Source organism: Streptomyces sp. NBC_00210 (genome assembly GCF_045160975.1).
In the GTDB taxonomy this organism is placed as follows: Bacteria; Actinomycetota; Actinomycetes; order Streptomycetales; family Streptomycetaceae; genus Streptomyces.
The window spans coordinates 4,987,239-5,009,019 of record NZ_CP108120.1 but is presented as its reverse complement, the minus strand read 5'-3'; the positions used below and the strand labels follow the sequence as shown (position 1 = coordinate 5,009,019).

General features: G+C 70.0%; 20 protein-coding genes. 13 read left to right on the top strand and 7 right to left on the bottom strand.

Annotation, left to right across the window (positions count from 1 at the left end; translation table 11 throughout):
• Positions 1-173: 173 nt before the first annotated feature.
• The 6 genes from OG729_RS22825 (at position 174) to mscL (ending at position 6,065) form a co-directional block, all read left to right on the top strand.
• Positions 174-1,688 carry a potassium/proton antiporter gene (locus tag OG729_RS22825; protein ID WP_405811240.1) on the top strand — a complete coding sequence of 505 codons (1,515 nt, stop codon included), beginning with the start codon at positions 174-176 and terminating at the stop codon, positions 1,686-1,688.
• 359 nt (positions 1,689-2,047) lie between these two features.
• Positions 2,048-3,310, top strand: coding sequence for an MFS transporter (locus tag OG729_RS22820; protein ID WP_405807898.1), 1,263 nt, complete (start codon positions 2,048-2,050; stop codon positions 3,308-3,310).
• A gap of 69 nt (positions 3,311-3,379) precedes the next feature.
• Positions 3,380-3,724, top strand: coding sequence for an FmdB family zinc ribbon protein (locus tag OG729_RS22815; RefSeq protein WP_405807897.1), 345 nt, complete (start codon positions 3,380-3,382; stop codon positions 3,722-3,724).
• Positions 3,725-3,937: 213 nt separating this feature from the next.
• Positions 3,938-4,795 (top strand): S-methyl-5'-thioadenosine phosphorylase, encoded by an 858-nt coding sequence (locus OG729_RS22810; protein WP_360882559.1) that lies wholly within the window; start codon positions 3,938-3,940, stop codon positions 4,793-4,795.
• Positions 4,796-4,994: 199 nt separating this feature from the next.
• Positions 4,995-5,468, top strand: a complete 474-nt coding sequence (locus OG729_RS22805) for a hypothetical protein (protein WP_405807896.1) — start codon at positions 4,995-4,997, stop codon at positions 5,466-5,468.
• Positions 5,469-5,591: 123 nt separating this feature from the next.
• Positions 5,592-6,065 (top strand): large conductance mechanosensitive channel protein MscL, encoded by a 474-nt coding sequence (gene mscL / locus OG729_RS22800; protein WP_405807895.1) that lies wholly within the window; start codon positions 5,592-5,594, stop codon positions 6,063-6,065.
• Between the two features lie 7 nt (positions 6,066-6,072).
• Here the strand turns inward: mscL and OG729_RS22795 are convergent, their stop codons facing one another.
• Positions 6,073-6,279 carry a hypothetical protein gene (locus OG729_RS22795; protein ID WP_405807894.1) on the bottom strand — a complete coding sequence of 69 codons (207 nt, stop codon included), beginning with the start codon at positions 6,277-6,279 and terminating at the stop codon, positions 6,073-6,075.
• 524 nt (positions 6,280-6,803) lie between these two features.
• Between OG729_RS22795 and OG729_RS22790 the strand changes: the two genes are divergently transcribed.
• The 3 genes from OG729_RS22790 (at position 6,804) to OG729_RS22780 (ending at position 10,054) form a co-directional block, all read left to right on the top strand.
• Positions 6,804-8,009 (top strand): low temperature requirement protein A, encoded by a 1,206-nt coding sequence (locus OG729_RS22790; protein ID WP_405807893.1) that lies wholly within the window; start codon positions 6,804-6,806, stop codon positions 8,007-8,009.
• Positions 8,010-8,078: 69 nt separating this feature from the next.
• A complete protein-coding gene (locus tag OG729_RS22785; protein WP_405807892.1) occupies positions 8,079-9,146 on the top strand; it encodes a P1 family peptidase in 1,068 nt (355 codons plus the stop codon).
• Positions 9,147-9,289: 143 nt separating this feature from the next.
• Positions 9,290-10,054: a DUF6227 family protein gene (locus OG729_RS22780; RefSeq protein WP_360867422.1), complete on the top strand. Its 765-nt coding sequence runs from the start codon at positions 9,290-9,292 to the stop codon at positions 10,052-10,054.
• A gap of 90 nt (positions 10,055-10,144) precedes the next feature.
• Here OG729_RS22780 and OG729_RS22775 read toward each other — a convergent pair whose 3' ends face one another.
• Positions 10,145-11,650 carry an MFS transporter gene (locus OG729_RS22775; protein WP_405807891.1) on the bottom strand — a complete coding sequence of 502 codons (1,506 nt, stop codon included), beginning with the start codon at positions 11,648-11,650 and terminating at the stop codon, positions 10,145-10,147.
• 62 nt (positions 11,651-11,712) lie between these two features.
• Between OG729_RS22775 and OG729_RS22770 the strand changes: the two genes are divergently transcribed.
• Complete coding sequence (locus tag OG729_RS22770; RefSeq protein WP_405807890.1) at positions 11,713-12,669, top strand: helix-turn-helix transcriptional regulator; 957 nt, start codon at positions 11,713-11,715, stop codon at positions 12,667-12,669.
• Positions 12,670-12,826: 157 nt separating this feature from the next.
• Here the strand turns inward: OG729_RS22770 and OG729_RS22765 are convergent, their stop codons facing one another.
• Positions 12,827-13,825: a sigma-70 family RNA polymerase sigma factor gene (locus OG729_RS22765; protein ID WP_360867431.1), complete on the bottom strand. Its 999-nt coding sequence runs from the start codon at positions 13,823-13,825 to the stop codon at positions 12,827-12,829.
• A 148-nt stretch (positions 13,826-13,973) separates the two neighbouring features.
• Between OG729_RS22765 and OG729_RS22760 the strand changes: the two genes are divergently transcribed.
• Positions 13,974-14,531, top strand: a complete 558-nt coding sequence (locus OG729_RS22760) for a GNAT family N-acetyltransferase (protein ID WP_405807889.1) — start codon at positions 13,974-13,976, stop codon at positions 14,529-14,531.
• A gap of 95 nt (positions 14,532-14,626) precedes the next feature.
• Here the strand turns inward: OG729_RS22760 and OG729_RS22755 are convergent, their stop codons facing one another.
• Positions 14,627-15,409, bottom strand: coding sequence for a dioxygenase (locus OG729_RS22755; protein WP_405807888.1), 783 nt, complete (start codon positions 15,407-15,409; stop codon positions 14,627-14,629).
• 82 nt (positions 15,410-15,491) lie between these two features.
• Here OG729_RS22755 and OG729_RS22750 point away from each other — a divergent pair, with 82 nt between their 5' ends.
• Entirely contained in the window at positions 15,492-16,016 is a 525-nt protein-coding gene (locus tag OG729_RS22750) for a MarR family winged helix-turn-helix transcriptional regulator (protein ID WP_405811238.1), read from the top strand.
• Positions 16,017-16,173: 157 nt separating this feature from the next.
• Here OG729_RS22750 and OG729_RS22745 read toward each other — a convergent pair whose 3' ends face one another.
• Together OG729_RS22745 and OG729_RS22740 are read right to left on the bottom strand one after the other, a co-directional pair.
• Positions 16,174-17,700, bottom strand: a complete 1,527-nt coding sequence (locus OG729_RS22745) for an MFS transporter (protein ID WP_405807887.1) — start codon at positions 17,698-17,700, stop codon at positions 16,174-16,176.
• Between the two features lie 179 nt (positions 17,701-17,879).
• The gene (locus tag OG729_RS22740) at positions 17,880-18,527 is read right to left on the bottom strand and encodes a TetR/AcrR family transcriptional regulator (protein WP_405807886.1); all 648 of its coding nucleotides are present in this window, start codon (positions 18,525-18,527) and stop codon (positions 17,880-17,882) included.
• Between the two features lie 273 nt (positions 18,528-18,800).
• On the opposite strand from OG729_RS22740, the gene OG729_RS22735 reads away from it, so the two are divergent.
• Entirely contained in the window at positions 18,801-20,093 is a 1,293-nt protein-coding gene (locus tag OG729_RS22735) for a M6 family metalloprotease domain-containing protein (protein WP_360867445.1), read from the top strand.
• Here OG729_RS22735 and OG729_RS22730 read toward each other — a convergent pair.
• Entirely contained in the window at positions 20,080-21,774 is a 1,695-nt protein-coding gene (locus OG729_RS22730) for a class I adenylate-forming enzyme family protein (protein WP_405807885.1), read from the bottom strand. The two genes, OG729_RS22735 and OG729_RS22730, sit on opposite strands and share 14 nt — an antisense overlap.
• Positions 21,775-21,781 lie beyond the last annotated feature (7 nt).

Sequence of the window (21,781 nt, the reverse complement as noted above, 5' to 3'; positions counted from 1 at the left end):
AGGCGCAGCGTTCCACCGGCCCTGACGCGGTATCCGTAAGCCGGTCCCCGGACCTCACGGCTCGCACAAATGATCTACCACGGCAAGGAAATGTTAAAGATTAGGTAAGGTAACGATGTGTCGCCCGCCGGAAGAACGATCCGGCACGTAGGCGCGAGGGGAAGGATCGGCCACTGACTGTCCACCGGCTCAATGAACTCCTGCTCATCTGCTCGCTCGTTCTGCTCATCGCCGTCGCGGCCGTGCGGATCTCCTCCCGCAGCGGGCTTCCCAGCCTGCTCCTGTATCTCGGTATAGGGGTCGCGATCGGTCAGGACGGCATCTTCCACGTCCAGTTCAACGACGCGGTGCTGACGCAGGTGATCGGCTATGCCGCGCTTGTCGTGATCCTGGCCGAGGGTGGACTTGGCACCAAGTGGAAGCAGGTCAAACCCGCGTTGCCCGCGGCGGTCGCACTGTCGACCGTCGGCGTCGCGGTGAGCGTGGGCATCACGGCCGCAGGAGCTCATTATCTGGTCGGACTTGAGTGGCGGCAGGCGCTCATCATCGGTGCGGTCGTCTCGTCGACGGACGCCGCCGCGGTCTTCTCCGTACTGCGCAGGGTGCCGCTGCCGTCCCGGGTGACCGGTGTGCTGGAGGCCGAGTCGGGCTTCAACGACGCCCCCGTGGTGATCCTGGTGGTGGCCTTCTCGACAGCCGGACCCATCGACGACTGGTACGTACTGATCGGGAAGATCGCGCTGGAGCTGCTGATCGGTGCGGCAATCGGACTCGCGGCAGGCTGGCTGGGCGCCTACGGGCTGCGGCATGTGGCGCTGCCCGCATCGGGGCTGTATCCCATCGCGGTGATGGCGATCGCGGTGGTCGCGTACGCCGCCGGCGCCATGGCGCACGGCAGTGGCTTCCTCGCCGTCTATCTCGCCTCGATGGTGCTCGGGAACTCCAAGCTCCCGCACGCGCCCGCGAACCGCGGATTCGCCGAAGGGCTCGGCTGGATCGCACAGATCGGCATGTTCGTCCTGCTCGGCCTGCTGGTGACCCCGCACGAACTCGGCGACGACATCCTGCCGGCCGTGGTCGTGGGCCTGGTGCTTACCGTGGTGGCGCGGCCGCTGGAAGTGTTCGTCAGTCTGCTGCCCTTCCGCATTCCCTGGCAGGAGCAGGTACTGATGTCGTGGGCGGGCCTGCGCGGCGCCGTGCCCATCATTCTCGCCACCATCCCGATGGTGTACGGCATCGAGGGCAGCGACCGGGTCTTCAACATCGTCTTCGTCCTGGTCGTCGTCTACACCCTGGTGCAGGGACCGACGCTGCCCTGGGTGGCGAAGGCACTGCGGCTCGGCGACCGTTCGGAGGCCGCCGACCTGGGCATCGAGTCGGCGCCACTGGAGCGGCTGCGCGGACATCTGCTCTCGGTGGCGATCCCCGACGAGTCGAAGATGCACGGAGTGGAGGTCGCGGAGCTGCGGCTGCCCCCGGGGTCGGCGGTCACCCTGGTCGTACGGGACAGGAAGAGCTTCGTACCGCTGCCGACGACCGTGCTGCGGCGGGGCGACGAGCTGCTGGTGGTGGCGACGGATCCGGTGCGGGACGCGGCGGAGCGGCGGCTGCGGGCCGTCGGTCAGGGCGGAAAGCTGGCGGACTGGCTGGGGACGGGTGGAAACGGGGGCGTCGGCGGGACCGCATGAAGCGGCGCGGCGTGAGCCCTCTTGAGCCTCGGAACGCGGCCGGAAACCGCGCGGGCCCCGGAAGTCACGGAATCCGGAAACCGCCCGGGCCACGGAAGTCACGGAAGAAGATCCGGTTAATCGCAGGCGGATCGGTGACTGTGTGACCCATTTCCCAGGGACGATCGCGAGACTCCCTGTACCATGAAGGCACACTGATCGACCAACTCTGCCTGACGCAGAGCTGGCGCGACCGTATGGCGGCCGCGGAGCCCTCGCAGTAGGCCCCGGTATCTACCGCAGATCCGCGCAAGAGGACAGCTCTCGGCGGCTCCCGTACACCCAGGGGAGCGCTACCAGGCGGCAGAAAGGCACGGACCGTGGCATCCACGGTCGAGAACCGTCCTGGCTACGGGCAGCTTCTGCGCACCCCGGGCGCCTGGACATTCCTGCTTCCCGGCTTCCTGGCGCGCCAGCCCTTCGCGATGCTGACCATCGGCATCGTCCTGCTGGTCCAGCACACCACCGGTTCGTACGGCAGCGCAGGCGCGGTCGCCGCCGTCACCGGCGTGTCCATGGCCCTGTTCGCACCGCAGAGCGGCAAACTCGCCGACCGCTTCGGACAGCAGGCCGTACTGCTGCCGGGCGTGCTGGTGCACGCCGCTTCCGGCGCCGCTCTGATCGCGCTCGCGCTGGCGCACGCGCCCCTGTGGGCGCTGTTCGCCGCGGCCGTCCCGACGGGTGCGTCCGTACCGCAGATCGGCCCGATGGTGCGCGCCCGCTGGGCCGCCAAGCTGGAAGGCTCGCCGCTGATGTCTACGGCGGCGGCTTTCGAGTCCGTGACGGACGAGTTCACCTTTGTCGTCGGGCCGGTGCTCGCGACCGCGCTGGCCACGGGCGTCCACCCGGCGGCCGGACTGATCGCCGAGGCCGGACTGACGCTGGCCGGCGGCCTGTTCTTCGCGGCCCAGAGCCGTACGCAGCCCGCGGTACGGCCCGCCGCGACGGCCGACCGGCCGCACGTGTCCGCCCTCTCCGTCCCCGGCGTCCGGGTGCTGGCCGTGGCCTTCCTCGGCATCGGCTCGGTCTTCGGTGGAATGCAGGTCTCGCTGACCGCCTTCGCCGAGGAGATCGGCAACCCCGGGGCCAACGGTCTGCTGTACGGAATCTTCGCGGCCGGCAACATGCTGGCGGGCATCGCGTGCGGCGCGATCGCGTGGAAGAGCGGACCGCGGCGGCGGCTGGTGCTCGGCTACGCCGGGCTCACACTGGCGGCCTCCGCGCTCTGGACGGTGCACTCGGTGGCACTCCTGGCGGGTCTTGGGCTGCTGGTCGGCCTCTGCATCGCACCTGCCCTGATCAGCGGCTACACCCTGGTGGAGTCGCTGGTGCCCGCCTCGGCACGCACCGAGGCCTTCACCTGGCTGACGGGCGCGGTGGCGCTGGGCCAGGCAGCGGCCGTGACGGTCGCCGGACGGTTGGCCGACGAGAACGGCGCGAGCGCCGGATTCGCGGTCCCGCTGGTCGGCACCGCGCTGGCGCTGACCACCCTGCTGGCCCTGCGCTCGCGGCTCTCGCCGAGGGCTTCGGGGCGGATCGCGGCACGTGGCATGGGTCACCGCGTGCCCGTGACGGTGGACTGATCCAGCGGAATACGTCACTATGGACCGTCGTTAGCACTCATAGAGTGAGAGTGCCAGGAGGAAGACACAGTGCCTACGTACCAGTACCAGTGCACCGAATGCGGCGAGGGCCTCGAGGCGGTGCAGAAGTTCACCGATGACGCTCTGACCGTGTGCCCGAGCTGCGACGGACGCCTGAAGAAGGTGTTCTCGGCGGTCGGCATTGTCTTCAAGGGCTCCGGCTTCTACCGCAATGACAGCCGTGGGTCGTCGTCGAGCAGCGCGCCCGCGTCGTCGGCCTCGTCCACGAGCGCGAAGTCGTCGGACTCGAAGCCCGCGACGTCGACCTCGTCTTCTTCGTCGTCTTCTTCGTCGTCTTCTTCGTCTTCGTCGAGCACGTCCTCGTCGAGCGGCAGCAGCAGCTCGGCCGCCTGACGTCCGCTTGAACTCGGTTGCTTGAACTCGGTTGCTTGAACTCGGTTGCTTGAACTCGGTTGCTTGAACTCGGTTGCTTGAACTCGGTTGCTTGAACTCGGTTGCTTGAACTCGGCTGCTTGATCTTGGCTGCTTGACCTCTGCCTCTGCAGGACCCTGTCGTTTCGTACGGCGGGGTCCTCGGCATTTTTGCGTCCCGATACTGTGATCGCCATGGCGACCAACGCGAACGCACTGTCGGACGCCGCCGAGATCGGTGTGATCGGCGGCTCGGGCTTCTACTCCTTCCTCGACGACGTCACCGAGATCCAGGTGGAGACGCCTTACGGCCCGCCCAGCGACTCGCTGTTCCTCGGCGAGATCGCCGGGCGACGGGTCGCCTTCCTGCCCCGGCACGGACGCGGCCACCATCTGCCGCCGCACCGCATCAACTACCGCGCCAATCTGTGGGCGCTGAGGTCTGTGGGCGTACGACAGGTGCTGGGGCCGTGCGCGGTGGGCGGGCTGCGGCCGGAGTACGGGCCGGGGACGCTGCTCGTACCGGATCAGTTCGTGGACCGTACGCAGACGCGGGCGCAGACGTATTTCGACGGGCTGCCGCTCCCGGACGGGAGCATTCCGAACGTGGTGCACGTGTCGCCGGCCGATCCCTACTGCCCCAAGGGGCGCAAGGCCGCGCTCGCCGCCGCGCGCGGGCGCGACTGGGAGCCGGTGGACGGCGGGACGCTGGTGGTGGTCGAAGGGCCGCGTTTCTCGACGCGGGCGGAGTCGCGCTGGTACGCGGCGATGGGCTGGTCGGTGATCGGCATGACCGGACATCCGGAGGCGATGCTCGCCCGTGAGCTGGAGCTCTGCTACACGTCGATGACCCTGGTGACGGACCTGGACGCGGGGGCCGAATCGGGCGAGGGCGTCTCCCACGAGGAGGTGCTGAAGGTCTTCGCCGCCAATGTGGACCGGCTGCGTACGGTGCTCTTCGACGCGGTGGCCGGGCTGCCGGCGGACGGAGCGCGGGACTGTCTGTGCCGGAGGGCGCTGGGCGGCATCGATCCGGGGATCGAGCTGCCGTAATCGCCCGCCAGGGTGGGGGAGTTGTCCACAAGGCGGGGGTCGTCCACAGGCGTCGGCGGGATGCGGGCGGATGGTGGATCGTGAGGAGTGCTTGGTCCGGCTCCACTCCTCACGACAGGCGGTGCGTGTCATGTCGCTCCTCCCTCCCCTCCCTCCCCTCCCTCCCCTCCCTTCTTCTCCCGCGCCTGAACCTCTTGGTGTGCCGCCCTTCACGCCAGTGCGGGTGCGCGGCGGGGCCCACCGGCTGCGGCGGGCAATGCGCCGGCGACGGCGCGCGCTGGCGGCCGGTCTCGCCATGACGGCGGCGGCGCTTGCCGCTTCGGGTGCGCGTGGGGCGGACGGCGCGGAAGCCGGGGCGCCCACGGCGGTGCAGCGCGAGCGTCGGCCCGCCGCCGAGATGGTGTCCGCTCCGGTGCGCATCGCGGACGCCGCGACGGTCCGGCTGCTGCGCCCGGGAGACCGGGTCGACGTGATCGCCGCCGCCGACTCCCCCGCCGGGGAAGCCTCAAAGGCGCGAGTGGTGGCGTCGGGGGCGCGGGTCACCCAAGTACCCATGGCTCGGGAGCCGGTTGGGGACGGCGGCGCGCTGGTGGTGCTGTCCGTTCCGCGTGCCATCGCAGCGGCGCTGGCGGGCGCGGGGGCGACCTCCCGGCTGGCGGTGACGGTGTGCTGACTTCTACTGACGAATCGTCAGGCAATCTCCTCGTATACCCGGACTGGACAGCGTGGTCAGGCGCTGACGTAGGTTTCGGAGCGTTTGATTCCGTGTCCTGCACATACGAAGAGAGGATCAGTGGTGAGCGAGAAGAAGGTCAGCGTCCTGGAGGGCTTCAAGGCCTTCCTGATGCGCGGCAATGTGATCGACCTGGCCGTCGCAGTGGTCATCGGCGCGGCGTTCACCCAGATCGTGAACTCCGTGGTGAAGGGCGTCATCAGCCCGCTGGTCGGGGCATTCGGCACGAAGGACCTCACCAAGTACACCTACTGCCTGAAGAGTCCGTGTGTGACCGACCCCAAGACCGGCGAGGCCACCAGCGGCATTCCGATCATGTGGGGCTCGGTGCTCAGCGCCGCGCTGACCTTCCTGATCACCGCGACCGTCGTCTACTTCCTGATGGTCCTGCCCATGGCCAAGTACCTGGCGAGGCGGGCGGACCGGGAGGCGGCCAAGGAAGGCGCGAAGGAAGTCGTCGAGCTGACCGAGCTCGAAGTACTGAAGGAGATCCGCGACGCGTTGGTGGCCCAGCGGGGCTCGGGGCGCGACCAGTAGCGACGGCTCAGATGTGGTGGGGCGGCTTCTCGTCGAGGAAGCGCGCGAGATCGGATGCGCTGTCGCCACCCGCGAGAGGCCGCTCGCCCCACCCACGGTCCGTATCGTCCGAGGACTGCTGGTCCAGCGGATCGTCAAAGATCAGCTTCGGCTTCGGGGCATGCTGCCGCGGCTGCTTCGCATCACGCGGTCCGGGGGCGGGGGCGGTGCTCATGCGTCCAGGGTACGGCGGGCAGGGACGGGTGCGGGCCACGGGTGGGGCGCGGGCCGGGAGCCCGCGGCGCGAAGCCGCCGCGCGGGCCCGGGGGGCGGATCCCTCTCCCGGGGCCACCGCCCCGGGAGACGGCCACAGGCTCGCAGCCTGCGGCTGCGGCGCGAAGCCGCCGCGCGGGGCCCGGGGCGGAGCCCCGACAGCCCGGCGGTCCGGGGGCACCGCCCCAAGGAGGCGGGTGGCCGCAGGCCAAGGGACCGTTGGTCCGCAGGCTGCGGCCGCGGCGCGAAGCCGCCGCGCGGGGCCCGGGGCGGAGCCCCGACAGTCCGGGGGTCCGGGGGCACCGCCCCCGGTTTCGGGATGGGGGTACCTCCCACGGCCGCCAGGCCGTAGGGGGAGGGCGGGGTGGGGAGCACAAACTGCCGGCACCAGCCGCCCGCGCCCCGCCCCACGCCCCACGCCCCACCCACCACCGCACCCTCGCGCGTCCAGGTCGCCCGCCACCCGCCCTCTGCTGTGCTTGGCGCATGACTGACACGCCACGCGCCGGCAGCCCACCGAACCCGTCGAATCCGTCGAACCCGTTGCGCCCCCTCATCGCCCGGCAGCGCGACGAGGAGCACCGCGCCGCAACCCCCCTCGAGCTCTTCTTCGACCTCTGCTTCGTCGTGGCGATCGCCCAGGCCGGTGTCCAGCTGGTGCACTCCGTCGCCGAGCATCACACGGTGGACGGCATCCTCAGCTACGTGATGGTCTTCTTCGCCATCTGGTGGGCGTGGATGAACTTCACGTGGTTCGCGTCGGCGTACGACAACGACGACGCCCTCTACCGCGTGGTCACCCTCGTCCAGATCGCCGGCGTCCTGATCCTCGCGGCCGGCGTCTCCCGCGCCTTCCAGGACCACGACTTCCTCCTCGTCTGGCTCGGCTATGTGGTCATGCGCCTCGCGCTGACCTCGCAGTGGCTGAGGGTCGCGCGGGCCGCGTCCGGCGCCGAGCGGACCATGGCCCTGCGGTACGCGGGCGGCGTGATCGTCTGTCAGATCGGCTGGAGTGCCCTGCTGTTCGCGCCCGAGTCCGCCCGCGGCTGGATCTTCCTGGTCATGGCGATCGCCGAGATGTGCGTACCGGTGTACGCCGAGAAGGACTTCCACACCAACTGGCACCCGCACCACATCGCCGAGCGCTACGGCCTGTTCACCATCATCGTGCTCGGCGAGAGCATCGCCGCGGCCACCGTCGCCGTGAAGTCCGGTGTCGACGAGAACGACGCCCTGGGCGATGTGCTGCCGATCGCCGCGGGCGGGCTCCTGACCGTCTTCGCCGCCTGGTGGATCTACTTCGTCGTCCCGGCCCACGACCGCCTTGCCTCCAACAAGGAGGGATTCCTGTGGGGTTACGGCCACTACGGGATCTTTGCCTCGGCCGCCGCGATCGGCGCGGGCATCGAGGTGGCGGTGGAGCAGGCCGTGGGCAAGGCGCACATCTCCACCACCGCAGCGTCGGCCGCCGTCACCGTCCCCGCCGCCGTGTTCATGCTGCTGGTGTGGGCACTGCACGCGCGCTACTTCAAGGTGGGGATCGCCCAGCAGCTCATCCTGCCCGCCGCCTCGGCGGCGATTCTGCTCTGTACGTTCGCCGGGGAGCGGGCAGTCCTCGCGGCCGGTCTCGTGGCGACGGCGGCGGTCGCGGTCGGCGTCACGCTCACCGCCCGGACGGCGGCCGGGTCGTGACCGACGCCACGGCCGCGACATACCGAGGTCCGGGGTGCGGGGCCAAGTCCCGTGGTACGCATGGGCGTCATGGCAACACATGACGCACGGACGGGCGGGCTCGCGGACGAGGCGGCCGGCGGGTTGACGGACGTGACCGGCCTCCGCGTCGGCCACGCGCGCGTGCCCGGTGAGCGCGCCCTCAGCGGCACCACCGTCGTCCTCGCCCCCGCCGGCGGCGCGATCGCCGCCGTGGACGTACGGGGCGGCGGCCCCGGCACCCGGGAGACCGACGCTCTCGACCCGCGCAATCTCGTCCAGCGCGTCGAGGCGCTCGTACTGACCGGCGGCAGCGCCTACGGCCTCGACTCCGCCGCCGGCGTGATGGCATGGCTGGAGGAGCAGGGCCGGGGCGTACGGGTGGGCCCCGACCCGTCCCATGTCGTGCCGGTCGTCCCCGCCGCCTGCGTCTTCGACCTGGGCCGCGGCGGCGACTGGCGGGCCAGACCGGACGCCGCGACCGGACGTGCCGCCGTCGAAGCAGCAGCCCGTACGGACGAGGGCGCGCCGGTCGAGGAGGGCGGCGTCGGCGCGGGCACGGGCGCGGTCGTCGGGCAGTTCAAGGGCGGGATCGGCACCGCGAGCACCGTCCTGGACTCCGGGATCACCGTCGCCGCGCTCGTCGTGGCGAACGCCGTGGGCTCGGCGGTGGATCCGAGGACGGGCGCGCTGTACGGGCAGTACATCGGCGGCCGCATCGCGTACCCCAGCCCCGACGTGCACGCCGCGGCCCAGCTCCGGCTCACCGAGGTGCGCGAGAGAAACGGCCGCCCCCCGCTCAACACGACCCTCGCCGTCGTCGCCACCGACGCCGATCTCACCCGTGCCCAGGCGCAGAAGCTCGCGGGCTCGGCGCACGACGGCATCGCCCGCGCCGTACGCCCGGTGCATCTCCTCAACGACGGGGACACCGTCTTCACCCTCGCAACAGGCGCCGTCCCGCTGAAGGCGGCGAGCCCGCTCGCCCTCAACGAGGTGCTCGCTGCGGGCGCGGACGTGGTGACGCGGGCGATCGTGCGGGCGGTCCTCGTGGCCCGGGGCGTCGAGGGTCCCGGCGGGCTCTTCCCTTCGTACCGGGACCTGTACGACATCGACTGACGTACGGGACAAGGCGGTTGGCCGGGGCGCGGGAACTTCTCCCGCACGCCCCTCGTTTTCCCGAACCCCGGACGCGTTGTCAGACCCAAGCGCTACGTTTAGCAATCACCAAGTGACTTGCGGCGACGGCCTGGAGACCCACCTTGAACGATCCGTACGAGACAACCGAGACGCACCTCGAGCGACTCCTGGGTCGTGCGCTCAACTCCTTCGACCTGCCGGATGCGACGGTCGAGCGGCTCGGATCGGCGCTGGCGCACGCCAGTTCGCTGCACTCCTCGCACCACAGCGCGGCCCTGCACCGCGCGACGTACCGGCATGCCTATCTGCTCAGCGACGGCAGCTCGCTCGTGCTGTGGGAGCTGGTGCACAACACCGGTCGCGACAGCGACGAGCAGCACGAGCTGTACACCGAGGAGTCGGAGGCCCGGCTCGCCGCATCCCGGCTGCCCGCCGGTTTCCCGGGCTTCGCCGGGACCGCGGGCGGCGATCCCGACGCCGTCTGTGACGCGGATCTCGACGCCGATCTGGAGCTCCTCGCCAGTGTGATGACGGTTCATCCCGCCCCGCTCCCCCGGATGTACGTCCCGGACAACTCCGCGGACCACGCGCGCCGTGTGCTGCGCCGCGCGGAGAACGCCGACCGGCCGGGTGAGGAGACCGCGCTCCGGCTGCGGGCCGCCTTCGCCCACCACATCACGCAGGCCTTCGGCCGCCAGTGCCAGGTGGAGGGCAAGGACGCGGGCTTCACGCTGTACGAGCACGCGTTCCTGCTGCTCGACGGCACCGAGACGAGCCTGTGGGAAGTGGAGCACACGGCGACGCCGGACGGCCGCCATATGTGCGAGGTGTACTGCGCCGAGCACACCGCGCGCGAAGCGATGGAGCTCCGCGCGCGGGTGCGTTGACCCGCCACCTCCAGGTCAGACCCGTACGTAGGAGGCCCGGCCCCGAGAGTGCTCGGGGCCGGGCCTCCTCACTTCCCACAGGCAGCCGCCTCAGTGGGCGAGCGCGGGCTCCACGTCGGCCTCGACAGCGTCCGGCTCCGCGCCTTCCACATGCTGCTTCGGTCGCGCCGGCAGCGCGAACATCACCGCGAAGATCACGACCAGCACCGCCACCACCCACCACAGCGAGTTCTGGAACGCCTCCGCGAACGCCGTCCCGACCGCGCTCGGCGCCATCCTGTCGTCGATCGAGCCGAAGAAGACCACCGAGACAAGTCCCAGCCCCAGCGCATTGCCCATCTGCATGGTGGTGTTGATCAGTCCGGACGCCGAGCCGGAGTGCTCGCGCGGCACGTCCGACAGCACCGCGTCCGTCAGCGGCGCCACGATCAGACCCATGCCGACGCCCATGACCACCAACGGCAGCGCCATCTGCCAGGAGTGGATCCCGGTGCCGTAGCGCCCGGCCTCCCAGATGTAGAGCAGCAGACCCGCGGCCATCGTCAGCGCGCCCGCCTGCAGCACCTTCCGGCCGAAGCGGGGCACCAGCTTCTGTACGGACATCCCGGCCGCCGTCGAGACCGCGATCGAGAACGGGACGCCGGTCAGACCCGCGCGCAGCGGGCTCCAGCCCAGACCTATCTGCATGTACAGCGTCCAGACCAGGAAGAAGATCCCGCAGGCGATCCCGAAGGTGAGCTGCACGGCGATACCGGCGGCGAAGCTCTTCACCTTGAACAGCGACAGCTCGACGAGCGGCGACCCGTCCTTGCGCGTCTTGTGCTTCTCGTACGCCACGAACACGGCGAAGACGACCAGGCTGCCGGCCATGCACAGATGACCCCAGAGCGGCCAGCCCAGCTCGCGGCCGCGGGTCAGCGGGTATATCAGCATCAGCAGACCGATGGTGACGAGCGCGACGCCGACCAGGTCGAGCCGGAGCGCCTTCGGAGCGCGGGACTCGCTGATGAACTTCCGGCCCAGGATCAGTCCGGCGATGCCCACCGGCAGGTTGATCAGGAAGATCGGCCGCCACTCGAGGCCGAAGAGGTTCCACTGGGTCAGCAGTGCGCCGAGCAGCGGGCCCGACACCGCGCCAAGGCCGATGATCGCGCCGAACATCCCGAAGACCTTGCCGCGTTCGTGCGCCGGGAAGGTGACATGGATGATCGCGAGCACCTGCGGCACCATCATCGCGGCGGCCGCGCCCTGCAGCAGGCGGGAGGCGACCAGCATCTCCTCGTTCGCGGCGAAGCCGCAGAGCGCGGAGGCGAGCGTGAAGCCGGTGATGCCGATCAGGAACAGCCGCTTGCGGCCGTAGATGTCACCGAGCCGGCCGCCCGTGATCAGACCGGCGGCGAAGGCGAGCGCGTATCCGGCGGTGATCCACTGGATCGCGCCGAAGGATGCCCCGAGGTCCCGCTCGATGCTCGGGATCGCGATATTGACGATGGTGACGTCGACCAGGTCCATGAAGGCCGCGGTCATGACGATGGCGAGCGCGATCCATCGGCGGCGGTCTGAAGCCGTACCCGGTACGGCGGGCTGTGAACTCATAGGGAAGAAGGTAGCGGCCATATAGGCCAGGTCGCGTCCTAGTTGGCTGGCATCCTGGAAACATGACGGACACTCCGGCACGACTGCTGAATCTGCTCTCCCTCCTCCAGACTCCGCGTGAATGGCCGGGCAGCGAGCTCGCCGAGCGCCTTGAGGTGAGTCCGCGGACGATCCGGCGCGACATCGACCGGCTGCGTGATCTCGGTTATCCGGTCGAGGCGACGAAGGGCGCGGTGGGCGGCTACCGCCTGGTCGCCGGGGCGGCGATGCCGCCACTGCTCCTCGACGACGAGGAGGCGGTCGCGATCGCGGTCGGCCTGCGGGCGGGGGCGGGCCATGCGATCGAGGGCATCGAGGAAGCCTCCGTACGTGCGCTCGCCAAGCTGGAACAGGTGCTGCCGTCCCGGCTGCGGCACCGGGTCACCACGCTGCAGGCGGCGACGATCCCGCTGACCCGCGGCGACGGCGCGACGATCGACCCACAGACACTGACGGTGATCGCGGGGGCGGCGACGGGCCGTGAGCGGCTGCGCTTCGGCTACCGGGCCGGGGACGGCACGGAGACGAAGCGCCAGGTGGAGCCGTACCGCCTGGTCTCGACGGGCCGCCGGTGGTATCTGGTCGCGTACGACATGGGCCGGGAGGACTGGCGTACGTTCCGGGTGGACCGGGTGTCCGAGCCGTTCGCGACGGGGGCGCGGTTCGCTCCGCGGGAGCTGCCGACGGCGAGCGCTACGGAACTGCTCGGCCACTCGATGTCCCGCCAGCCGGAACACCAGGTGGACGTGAGCTTCGAGGCCCCGGCGTCCCTCGTCGCCGCGCGCCTCCCGGAGACCCTGGGCGCGCCCTCCCCGACGGGCGAGGAAACCTGCCGCCTGCGGACGAGGACGGCGGACTCGCTGGAGTGGCTGGCACTCCGACTGGCCCTGGTGGACTGCGAGTTCACGGTCCACGGCCCGCCCGGCCTGGTGGAGTACGTGACGGACCTGGGCGCGCGCCTGAGCCGCGCGACGGGGTGAGGCGGTGACGCGTCCGCCTGTGTGGGGGGTGCGGTGTGCGGTGGCTCGGCCGGGAGTCTGGGGCCCGTACAAGACCGGGAGTTGGGGCCCGCACAAGAAAGGACCCCAGCACCGGGGGGGAGGGTGCCGGGGCCCAGCTCTGGTCGACGTGGCGCCGTTAGGCCGCCGCGTCGAAGCCCGTGTCGCGTGCCATCCGCTTCAGCTCGAGCAGCGCGTGCTTCTCGATCTGGCGGATCCGCTCGCGTGTCAGGCCATGCTCCTTGCCGACCTCAGTCAGCGTGCGCTCACGTCCGTCCTCGATGCCGTACCGCATCCGGATGATCGACGCCGTACGGTTGTCGAGCTTGCCTATCAGGTCGTCCAGCCCCTCGCTGCGCAGCAGCGAAAGCACCGACTGCTCCGGCGAGATCGCGGACGTGTCCTCCAGCAGGTCGCCGAACTGCGTCTCACCTGCATCGTCCACCGACATGTTCAGGCTCACCGGGTCGCGCGCCCAGTCGAGCACGTCCGTCACGCGCTCCGGCGTCGAGGCGAGCTCCTGCGCGATCTCCGCCGGCTCCGGTTCCCGCCCGTTCTCACGGTTGAACTCGCGCTGGACACGGCGGATCCGTCCGAGCTCCTCCACCAGGTGGACCGGGAGCCGGATCGTGCGGGACTGGTCGGCTATGGAGCGGGTGATCGCCTGCCGGATCCACCACGTGGCGTACGTCGAGAACTTGAAGCCCTTGGCGTAGTCGAACTTCTCGACCGCACGGACCAGACCGGCGTTGCCCTCCTGGATCAGGTCGAGGAGAGGCAGCCCGCTGCGCGGATAGCGCCGCGCCACGGCCACCACCAGGCGGAGGTTGGAGCGTATGAAGATGTCCTTCGCGCGCTCTCCCTCGGCGACCAGCGCTTCCAGCTCTTCGCGCGTCGCGCCGCCCGCGTCGCTCTCCACTTCCCCGTCGAGGATGTGCCGGGCGTACACACCCGCCTCGATCGTCTGCGACAGCTCTACTTCCTTGGCGGCATCGAGCAGCGGCGTACGCGCGATCTCGTCGAGATACATGCCGACCAGGTCGCGGTCGGCGATCTCCCCGCCCACGGCGCGAACGCTGCTTGCCCGGCCGGTCCCACTGGAGGCGGACTGACGACGGGCGACGGCACGGGTTGCCATGCGAGCTCCCTTACATGAGTAGGTCGCGACACCCTCTCGGGTGCCCTGCATCCGATGGAAACAACGACTGGAATCGGGACAGAATTCCCACGCGGCCCAACGATTTTCGTGATCTTGCAGTACCCTGTCCGGCCACAGGGGAGGAAGAGTGCCGCAGGAACACATAGATGTGCAGGTCAGAGCGGGCACGGAGGCCGATCTCGAGGCCCTCACGCAGCTCTACAACCACTACGTGCGTGAGACGGCCATCACATTCGACACCTCCGCCTTCACGCCCGAGCAGCGCCGACCATGGCTGCACTCCTACCCTGAAGACGGCCCGCACCGCCTTCTGGTTGCTCAGGATGTCCGATTTGTGGACACATCCCCGAGCGCCGGGATTCTGGGCTACGCGACGAGCAGCCCGTTCCGGCCAAAACCCGCGTACTCCACCTCGGTCGAGGTCAGCGTCTACTGCGCGCCCGAAGCCGCGGGCCGCGGCATCGGCACGCTTCTCTACAAGGCACTGTTCGAGGCGCTGGAGGGCGAGGACCTTCACCGCGCCTACGCCGGGATCGCCCAGCCGAACGAGGCCTCGGCGCGGCTGCATGCCCGCTTCGGCTTCCGCCACATCGGCACGTACGAAGAAGTGGGCAGGAAGTTCGGCCGGTACTGGGACGTCGCGTGGTACGAGAAGAAGCTGGGCCCCGAGGCCCAGGCGCACTGATCCGCAAGCCGATCCGCAAGCCCGTCACGGCGATGGCCTCGGCACGCTCACCCCGTACCGATCCCTGCACCGATCGGGCTCAACAACCCTTCCCGCTAGCCGAATTGGACGGACCGCTTCGCCAGGCCCATCCAGAAGCCCTCGATCACACTCCGCCCGCCCTTGAGCTCGTCCGCAGACGCTCCCAGCGTGACGAACAGCGGCGCGAAGTGCTCGGTCCGCGGATGAGCCAGCCGTCCGGCCGGGGCCTTGTTCTCGAAGTCCAGCAGCGCGTCCACATCTGCCGCCGCGAGCGCCCGCCGCCCCCAGTCGTCGAACTCCGCCGACCAGCCGGGAGTCCCCTGATGCCGCAGCGCGGCCAGGTTGTGGGTGAAGAAGCCGCTGCCGACGATCAGCACGCCCTCGTCCCGCAGCGGCGCGAGCCTGCGCCCGATCTCCATCAGCTTCTGCGGGTCGAGCGTGGGCATGGAGATCTGCAGTACGGGAATGTCGGCACCCGGGAACATCTCCACCAGCGGGACGTACGCGCCGTGGTCGAGCCCCCGGTCCGGGACGTCCTGCACCGGCGTACCGGCGCGGCCCAGCAACTTCCGCACGGACTCGGCGAGTTCGGGCGCGCCGGGCGCGTCGTACCGTACCTGGTAGTAGTGCTCGGGGAAGCCCCAGAAGTCGTACACCAGCGGCATGCGCTCGGTGGCGCCGATCGCGAGCGGGGCCTCCTCCCAGTGCGCGGAGACCGTCAGGATCGCGCGGGGGCGCGGCAGGTCCGCGGACCACGCGGCCAGCTCACCGGGCCAGACGGGGTCGTCGGCGAGGGGCGGTGCGCCATGGGAGAGATAGAGGGCGGGCATGCGCTCCGCGGCCGAGGTGGCGTTCATGACGGCTCCCGATCTACTTGAACTTTCAAGCTGACATCCACTCTAACTCCATATAGTTCAACTTTCAAGAATGGGTCGTAGAGTGGGATACATGAACACGGCATCCAACGGCGGGAGCGAGCGCGAGCCGCGCTGGCTCAGCGAGGACGAACAGCGCGCGTGGCGCGCCTATCTGCACGCCACCACCCTCCTCGAGGACCACCTCGACCGCCAGCTGCAGCGCGACGCCGGGATGCCGCACATCTACTACGGCCTGCTCGTCCAGCTCTCCCAGGCCCCGCGCCGCCGCATGCGGATGACGGAGCTGGCCATCGACGCCAAGATCACCCGGTCCCGGCTCTCCCACGCCATCGCACGGCTGGAGAAGAACGGCTGGGTGCGCCGCGAGGACTGTCCCTCCGACAAGCGCGGGCAGAACGCGGTGCTGACGGACGAAGGATTCAAGGTCCTGGAACGTACGGCTCCCGGACATGTCGAAGCCGTACGCCAGGCAATGTTCGACCGGCTCACGGCCGAGCAGGTCGGACAGCTCGGCGAGATCATGCGGATCCTGGCCGAGGGGCTCCAGCCGCAGGACTCGGGTGCGGACCTGCCCTGGCTGCGCTGATCCTGGCGAACCCTGGCTGCGCCGGCCCTCGCTGCGCTGATCCTGCCGGCGCCGCCCCTGGTCGTGCACGGCACGCGAAGGGCCCCGCCCGGGTTCAACGTTTCACCCGGGCGGGGCCCTGTCCGCTCAATGACCTCTCAGCACACCTCAGCGCACCTCAGTGTGCGACGACGGGGATCTTGACCTCGTCCTCGACACCGTCACCCGAGGCGGCGGTGACCGAACCGGCCTCCGGACGCCCTGTGTTGATCAGCGTGAACGCAATCGTCGCGGCGGTCACGAGGATGCCGACCGCCCACCAGATGGCGTTCGAGTAGCCGTGCACCATGGCCTGCGCCTGGAGCAGCTTCTCGTTGGTGGCTCCCGCCGCGTGCGAGGTGATGTACGCGGTCGTGGCCGAAGCGGCGATGGTGTTCAGCAACGCCGTACCGATGGCACCACCGACCTGCTGTGAGGTGTTGACCATCGCGGACGCCACACCGGCGTCCTCCGGACGCACGCCGTGCGTGGCCAGCGACATGGCGGGCATGAAGGCCGTACCCATGCCCAGACCCAGCAGCACCTGCGCCGGCAGGATCAGGCCGACGTACGAGCTCCCGATCTCCAGCTGGGTCAGCATCAGCATGCCGGTACCGGCGACCAGGAAGCCCGGCCCCATCAGCAGCCGCGGCGCGACCCGGGTCATCAGCCGGGCACCGATCTGCGTCGAGCCGGTGATCATGCCCGCGATCATCGGGAGGAAGGCGAAGCCGGTCATGACCGGCGAGTAGCCCTTCACGATCTGCAGGTAGTAGGTGAGGAAGAGGAAGAGCCCGAACATCGCGATGATCGCGAGGCCCAGCGACAGATAGACCCCGCCGCGGTTGCGCTCGGTCAGGACGCGCAGCGGCAGCAGCGGCGACTTGACCTTGGACTCGGTGAAGACGAACGCGGCGAGCAGCACCGCGGATGCGATGAACATGCTCACGGTCAGACCGTCGGACCAGCCGGCGGACTCGGCGCGCGTGAAGCCGTAGACGAGCGTGACCAGGCCCAGGGTGGACAGGACCACGCCGGGGATGTCGAGCGTGGAGCGGTTGCGGGTTCCTGCCGGCTCACGGATGACGAAGTACGCGCCCGCAGCCGCGATGATCGCGAACGGGATGTTGACGAAGAACGTCCAGCGCCAGTTGAGGTACTGAGTCAGGACACCGCCGAGGATCAGGCCCACGGCGCCGCCACCACCGGCGATCGCGCCGTAGATGCCGAAGGCCTTGGCGCGCTCCTTGGCGTCGGTGAACATCACCGCGAGCAGCGACAGCGCGGCCGGCGCGAGAAGCGCACCGAAGGCACCCTGCAGGGCGCGGGAGCCGAACATCATCGCCTCACCCGTGGCGGCGCCACCGAGCGCCGAAGCGGCCGCGAAGCCGAGCAGTCCGACGACGAAGGTGCGCTTACGGCCCCACAGGTCGGCGATGCGCCCGCCGAAGAGCAGGAGTCCGCCGAAGGCCAGGGCGTAGGCCGTGATGACCCACTGCTTGTTCCCGTCGGAGATTCCCAGGTCCAACTGGGCGTGAGGGAGCGCGATGTTCACGATCGTCGCGTCCAGCACCACCATCAGCTGGGCCAGGGCGATGAAGACCAGGGCCTTCCAGCGACTGGGGTCCGGGAGCGATATATCGGGGTTATCGGCTGTTTTTGACATGGGAGTAGCCACCTAGGGGTGCAGAGAGGTCAAAGCGGACGTGTCAGAGAGTGGTGGTCAGGAGTTCGCGGTCAGGAGTTCGTGGTCTACGAATCGCGGTTCGTGGTCTACGAATCGTGGTTCGTGTCAAAGAGTCGTGGTCAAAGAGTTGTCAGGGAGGACCTGCGAAGCCAACTGAATTAATCGGTGCGCATGTCTTCCAAGGTCGCGGCCGAGCCCGGCAGTTCGGAGCGCGCGGGCGCTTCGAGGCCGTCCAGGAACAGCTCCAGATGGCGGTGTGTGAACCGGTCGATATTCAGGCACGCGGTGCCCGGCAGCGGCCGGGTGAGCTGGGAGAGGGCGACGAGCAGATCGCCGATGCCGACGTCGTCACGCATCCGGCCGGCCGACTGCGCCCGGTCCACGAGGCCCTGCACGATCCCTTCGAGACGGTCGAGGCCGGCGAGCATTTCGGGGTGGTCCCTGTCGAAGCCGCTGGAGAGCATCGGGCACATCGCCCCGATCCGCTCGTCGGCCGCGGCGTGGACGAAGCGGCGCACGGCGGTGAAGGGGTCGGCCTCCTCGGCCGCCGCCTGCTCCGCCTGTGCGCAGGTACGGGACATCACGGAGAGGACGACCTCGCGGATGAGCTCGGCGCGGTCCGGGAAGTGGCGGTAGAGCGTGGCGTTGCCGACACCTGCGCGGCGCGCGATCTCGTCGAGCGGGACGTCGGGCCCGAACTCCACGAACATCTCGCGCGCGGCCGTCACGATGCGCTCCCGGTTCCGCAGGGCGTCGGCCCGCGGCCGGGGGGCGCGGCGCGCTTCAGGGGCGGCAGCGGTGCTCACGACTCCACGTCCTCTCGTCTCCCGTCGCATCCCGCACGAACGGGTTTGTCCGGCGTATCGGGGACCGTTTCCCCGTTTCGCCGAAGTGACTATGCAAACGGGGAAACGATCCCCGGTTATTTCCCTCGCTGGATGTGACCTGCATCACACATATCGGTCCCAAAAACCCACGACCGGCCCACCCCGGCGCGCGCCCCGTCGCCACCCGTCACAGGCTGATCGCACAGAGTGCAGCCAGGGCACAGCCTGCTGCCGCGGACCGAAGGCGGGTGCATGGAGTCGCCGCAGCCGACGCGCCATCGGATACGCAGCAGCGCCAGATCCCGCCGGATCGCTTCACTCGCCGCCCTCGCAGCTCTCCCGCTCGCCGCTCTCACGACGGCGAGCGGCACTCTCCCCGCCCCCAACCGTTCCTCGGCCGGACCGGTGGCCCTCGACGAAACCGGGCTCGGGCCGTGCCGTATCGCATCGACGCTGGGCATCCAGATGTCGGAGGGCATGCCGACGCCGCCCGGCTACTCGCGCTCCACCGGCGAGATCCGCGCCCTCAACCTGATGATCGACTTCCCGGACGCGCCGGGTACCGGGCGGGCGCTCGACCGGCTCGCGGAGTTCTTCCCGCAGACCGCGGACTGGTTCCGGACCAGTTCGTACGGGCGGCTCAGCTACCGTGCGCACGCCCCGATCACCGACTGGCTGCGGATGCCGATGCCGTTCGCCGCGTACGGAATAGAGCGCGGCTCTCCCTATGAACCGGGCTACCGGCAGCTCGTCCAGGACATCGCGGCCGCGGCCGATGCGAAGGTGGACTTCAGCGCGTACGACCTGGTCAACATCCTGGTCACGCCCAACGCGGGTCCCTCGGCGCTGGACACCGTGCTCTCGGTGACCTTCTCCGGCAACGACGACGCCCCGCTGGCGGACGGCGTGCCGCTGGCCAACACGTCCTTCGTCTACAGCCGTCAGGACGACGGCTCCGGGTCGTACTCCGAGACGGGCTATCGCGTACTGCCCCACGAGAACGGCCATGTCTTCGGGCTGCCCGACCTCTACACCGCCGAGGGCGGGGGCGCGGTCGGCCACTGGGACATCATGTCCGAGGACTGGGGCGCCAATAACGACCTGCTGGGCTGGCACAAATGGAAGCTGGGCTGGCTGGACGCCGACCAGATCGGCTGTGCGTCCGCGCCCGGCACCACGGAGTACGTGCTGACGCCGCTGGCCGTCGCGGGTGGCGCGAAAATGGCGATCGTGCCGCTGACGACGGACATGGGGTACGCGGTCGAGGTGCGCACGCGGGCGGGCAACGACGAGGCCGTGTGCGAACCGGGCGTACTGATCTACCGGGTGAAGTCCGACGTGGACACCGGGCAGGGTCCGGTGACGGTCTCGGACAGCAACCGGGGCAGCGGCGGGTGCACCCGCCGCCCCAACGTGCACGCGGAGCTGTCGGACGCGCCGTACCGGCCGGGCCAGTCCTTCGTCGACCGGAAGAACGGCATACGGATCACGGTGATCCGCGAGGGCAAGGGCGGCACCTTCCGGGTGCGCGTCACGCGTTCCTGACCCTTTCCTGTACGGGTCCCCGCAGCTCCCGCTTGAGGATCTTCCCGGTCGGATTACGGGGCATGGGCTCGTCCCGTACGAGGACATGGGCGGGCACCTTGAAGGCGGCCAGAGTGTTGCCGACATGGGCCCGCAGGTCGTCCACGGTGACGGTGGCCCCCGGGCGCAGCTGCACGACGGCCGCAACCTCCTCCCCGAGCTCCGGGTGCGGCACCCCCAGTACGGCGGCGTCCACGACGTCCGTATGGTCGTGCAGGACGGCCTCCACCTCGACGCAGTACACGTTCTCACCGCCGCGGATGACCATGTCCTTGAGCCGGTCGACGATGCTCACACAGCCGTCCCGCAGGGTCGCGAGGTCGCCGGTCCTGAACCAGCCGTCGTGGAAGGCGGCAGCGGTTGCCTTCTCGTCGCGCCAGTAACCGCGCACCAAGGACTGTCCGCGCAGCCACAGCTCCCCGACCTGCCCTTCGGGCAGCGCCTCGCCGTCCGGCCCGGCGATCCGCACCTCGGTGGCCGGGGTGGCCCGGCCCACGCTGCCCGGGTGCTCCCGGTACCCGGCCCCGAAGTTGGCGAGCACGCCGCCGCTGGTCTCGGTGAGACCGTAGCCGTTGCGCGGCTCGATCCGCTCTCCGTACCGGGCCGTGAGCCGCGCCACGAGATCGGGCGGCGCAGCGGCTCCACCCGTGCTGAGGTGCGTGAGCGACTCCATGAGCGCCCCCGCCCGCTCGGCGGCGTCCAGCAGCTGGAGCGCGGTGGTCGGCACGCCGGAGTAGTGCGTGACGCGGTGCCGCTCGATGAGCGCGAGGGCCTGCTCGGCGTTCCACTTCCGCATCAGTACGAGCGTCCCGCCGGCGGCCATCGTCGAGTACAGCGTGGTGAACGCGGCCACATGGAAGAACGGGAACGTCATCAGCGCCACCGGCGCGGGCCCCTGCCCCGGTATCACCCCGCGCGCGAGGGCGGCAGCGGCGGCGTGGTACCGCGGATTGAGCGCGGCACCGGCCTGCGCGAGCTGGGTGGCGACGGCGCCCTTGGGCCGCCCGGTGGTCCCGGACGTATACATGATGGTGGCGTCGTCCTCGGCGCGCACCTCTGCGTCGGGGGGCGCGGCCATCGGATCGGCGGCCTCGAAGTCCTCGTACCGCTCCACCCCCTCGCCGGGCTCACCCTCGTGATGAAACACGACGACGGGGACGCCGTGGCGCCTGCGCCAGTCGTCGATGCGCGGCAGCCGCTCCCCGTCGACGAGCAGCACCCGCGGGGTGCAGTCGTCGAGGGCGTAGGCGAACTCGCCCTCCGTCCACCAGGCATTGAGCGGCACGGCGACGAGCCCCGCCAACTGGGTTGCCCAGAAGGCGATTTGCCACTGAGGGTGATTGCGCATGGCGACGACGGCCCGGTCGCCCGGCCGCAGTCCGTACTCGTCGACGAGCCGCCGGGCGAGCGCGGATGCGGCGGCGAAGAACTCGCGATAGCTGTACTTCCCGCTCTCGGCAACGAGAAACGGCCGGTCCCCGAAGGCCCATGTGACCTCGACGAATTCCCGCAGGGTGCGCGGTCCGTCGGCGTACAGCAGCCCGCCGTCCTCCCCGCGGACGACGGCGAACGGGGCGCCGGAGGCGGTGAGGACGGCTTCTGGGGTGTCCGCGCGGCGGGCGGGCGAATCGGGGTGCGGCACGGTCGCC

Excerpts from the sequence above, each read along its gene's own strand:
- OG729_RS22745 (WP_405807887.1), bottom strand. The coding sequence starts at position 17,700 with ATGTCAAAAACAGCCGATAACCCCGATATATCGCTCCCGGACCCCAGT.
- OG729_RS22785 (WP_405807892.1), top strand. The coding sequence starts at position 8,079 with ATGGCAACACATGACGCACGGACGGGCGGGCTCGCGGACGAGGCGGCC.
- OG729_RS22755 (WP_405807888.1), bottom strand. The coding sequence starts at position 15,409 with ATGAACGCCACCTCGGCCGCGGAGCGCATGCCCGCCCTCTATCTCTCC.
- OG729_RS22795 (WP_405807894.1), bottom strand. The coding sequence starts at position 6,279 with ATGAGCACCGCCCCCGCCCCCGGACCGCGTGATGCGAAGCAGCCGCGG.
- OG729_RS22770 (WP_405807890.1), top strand. The coding sequence starts at position 11,713 with ATGACGGACACTCCGGCACGACTGCTGAATCTGCTCTCCCTCCTCCAG.
- OG729_RS22810 (WP_360882559.1), top strand. The coding sequence starts at position 3,938 with ATGGCGACCAACGCGAACGCACTGTCGGACGCCGCCGAGATCGGTGTG.
- OG729_RS22765 (WP_360867431.1), bottom strand. The coding sequence starts at position 13,825 with ATGGCAACCCGTGCCGTCGCCCGTCGTCAGTCCGCCTCCAGTGGGACC.
- OG729_RS22790 (WP_405807893.1), top strand. The coding sequence starts at position 6,804 with ATGACTGACACGCCACGCGCCGGCAGCCCACCGAACCCGTCGAATCCG.
- OG729_RS22735 (WP_360867445.1), top strand. The coding sequence starts at position 18,801 with ATGGAGTCGCCGCAGCCGACGCGCCATCGGATACGCAGCAGCGCCAGA.
- OG729_RS22775 (WP_405807891.1), bottom strand. The coding sequence starts at position 11,650 with ATGAGTTCACAGCCCGCCGTACCGGGTACGGCTTCAGACCGCCGCCGA.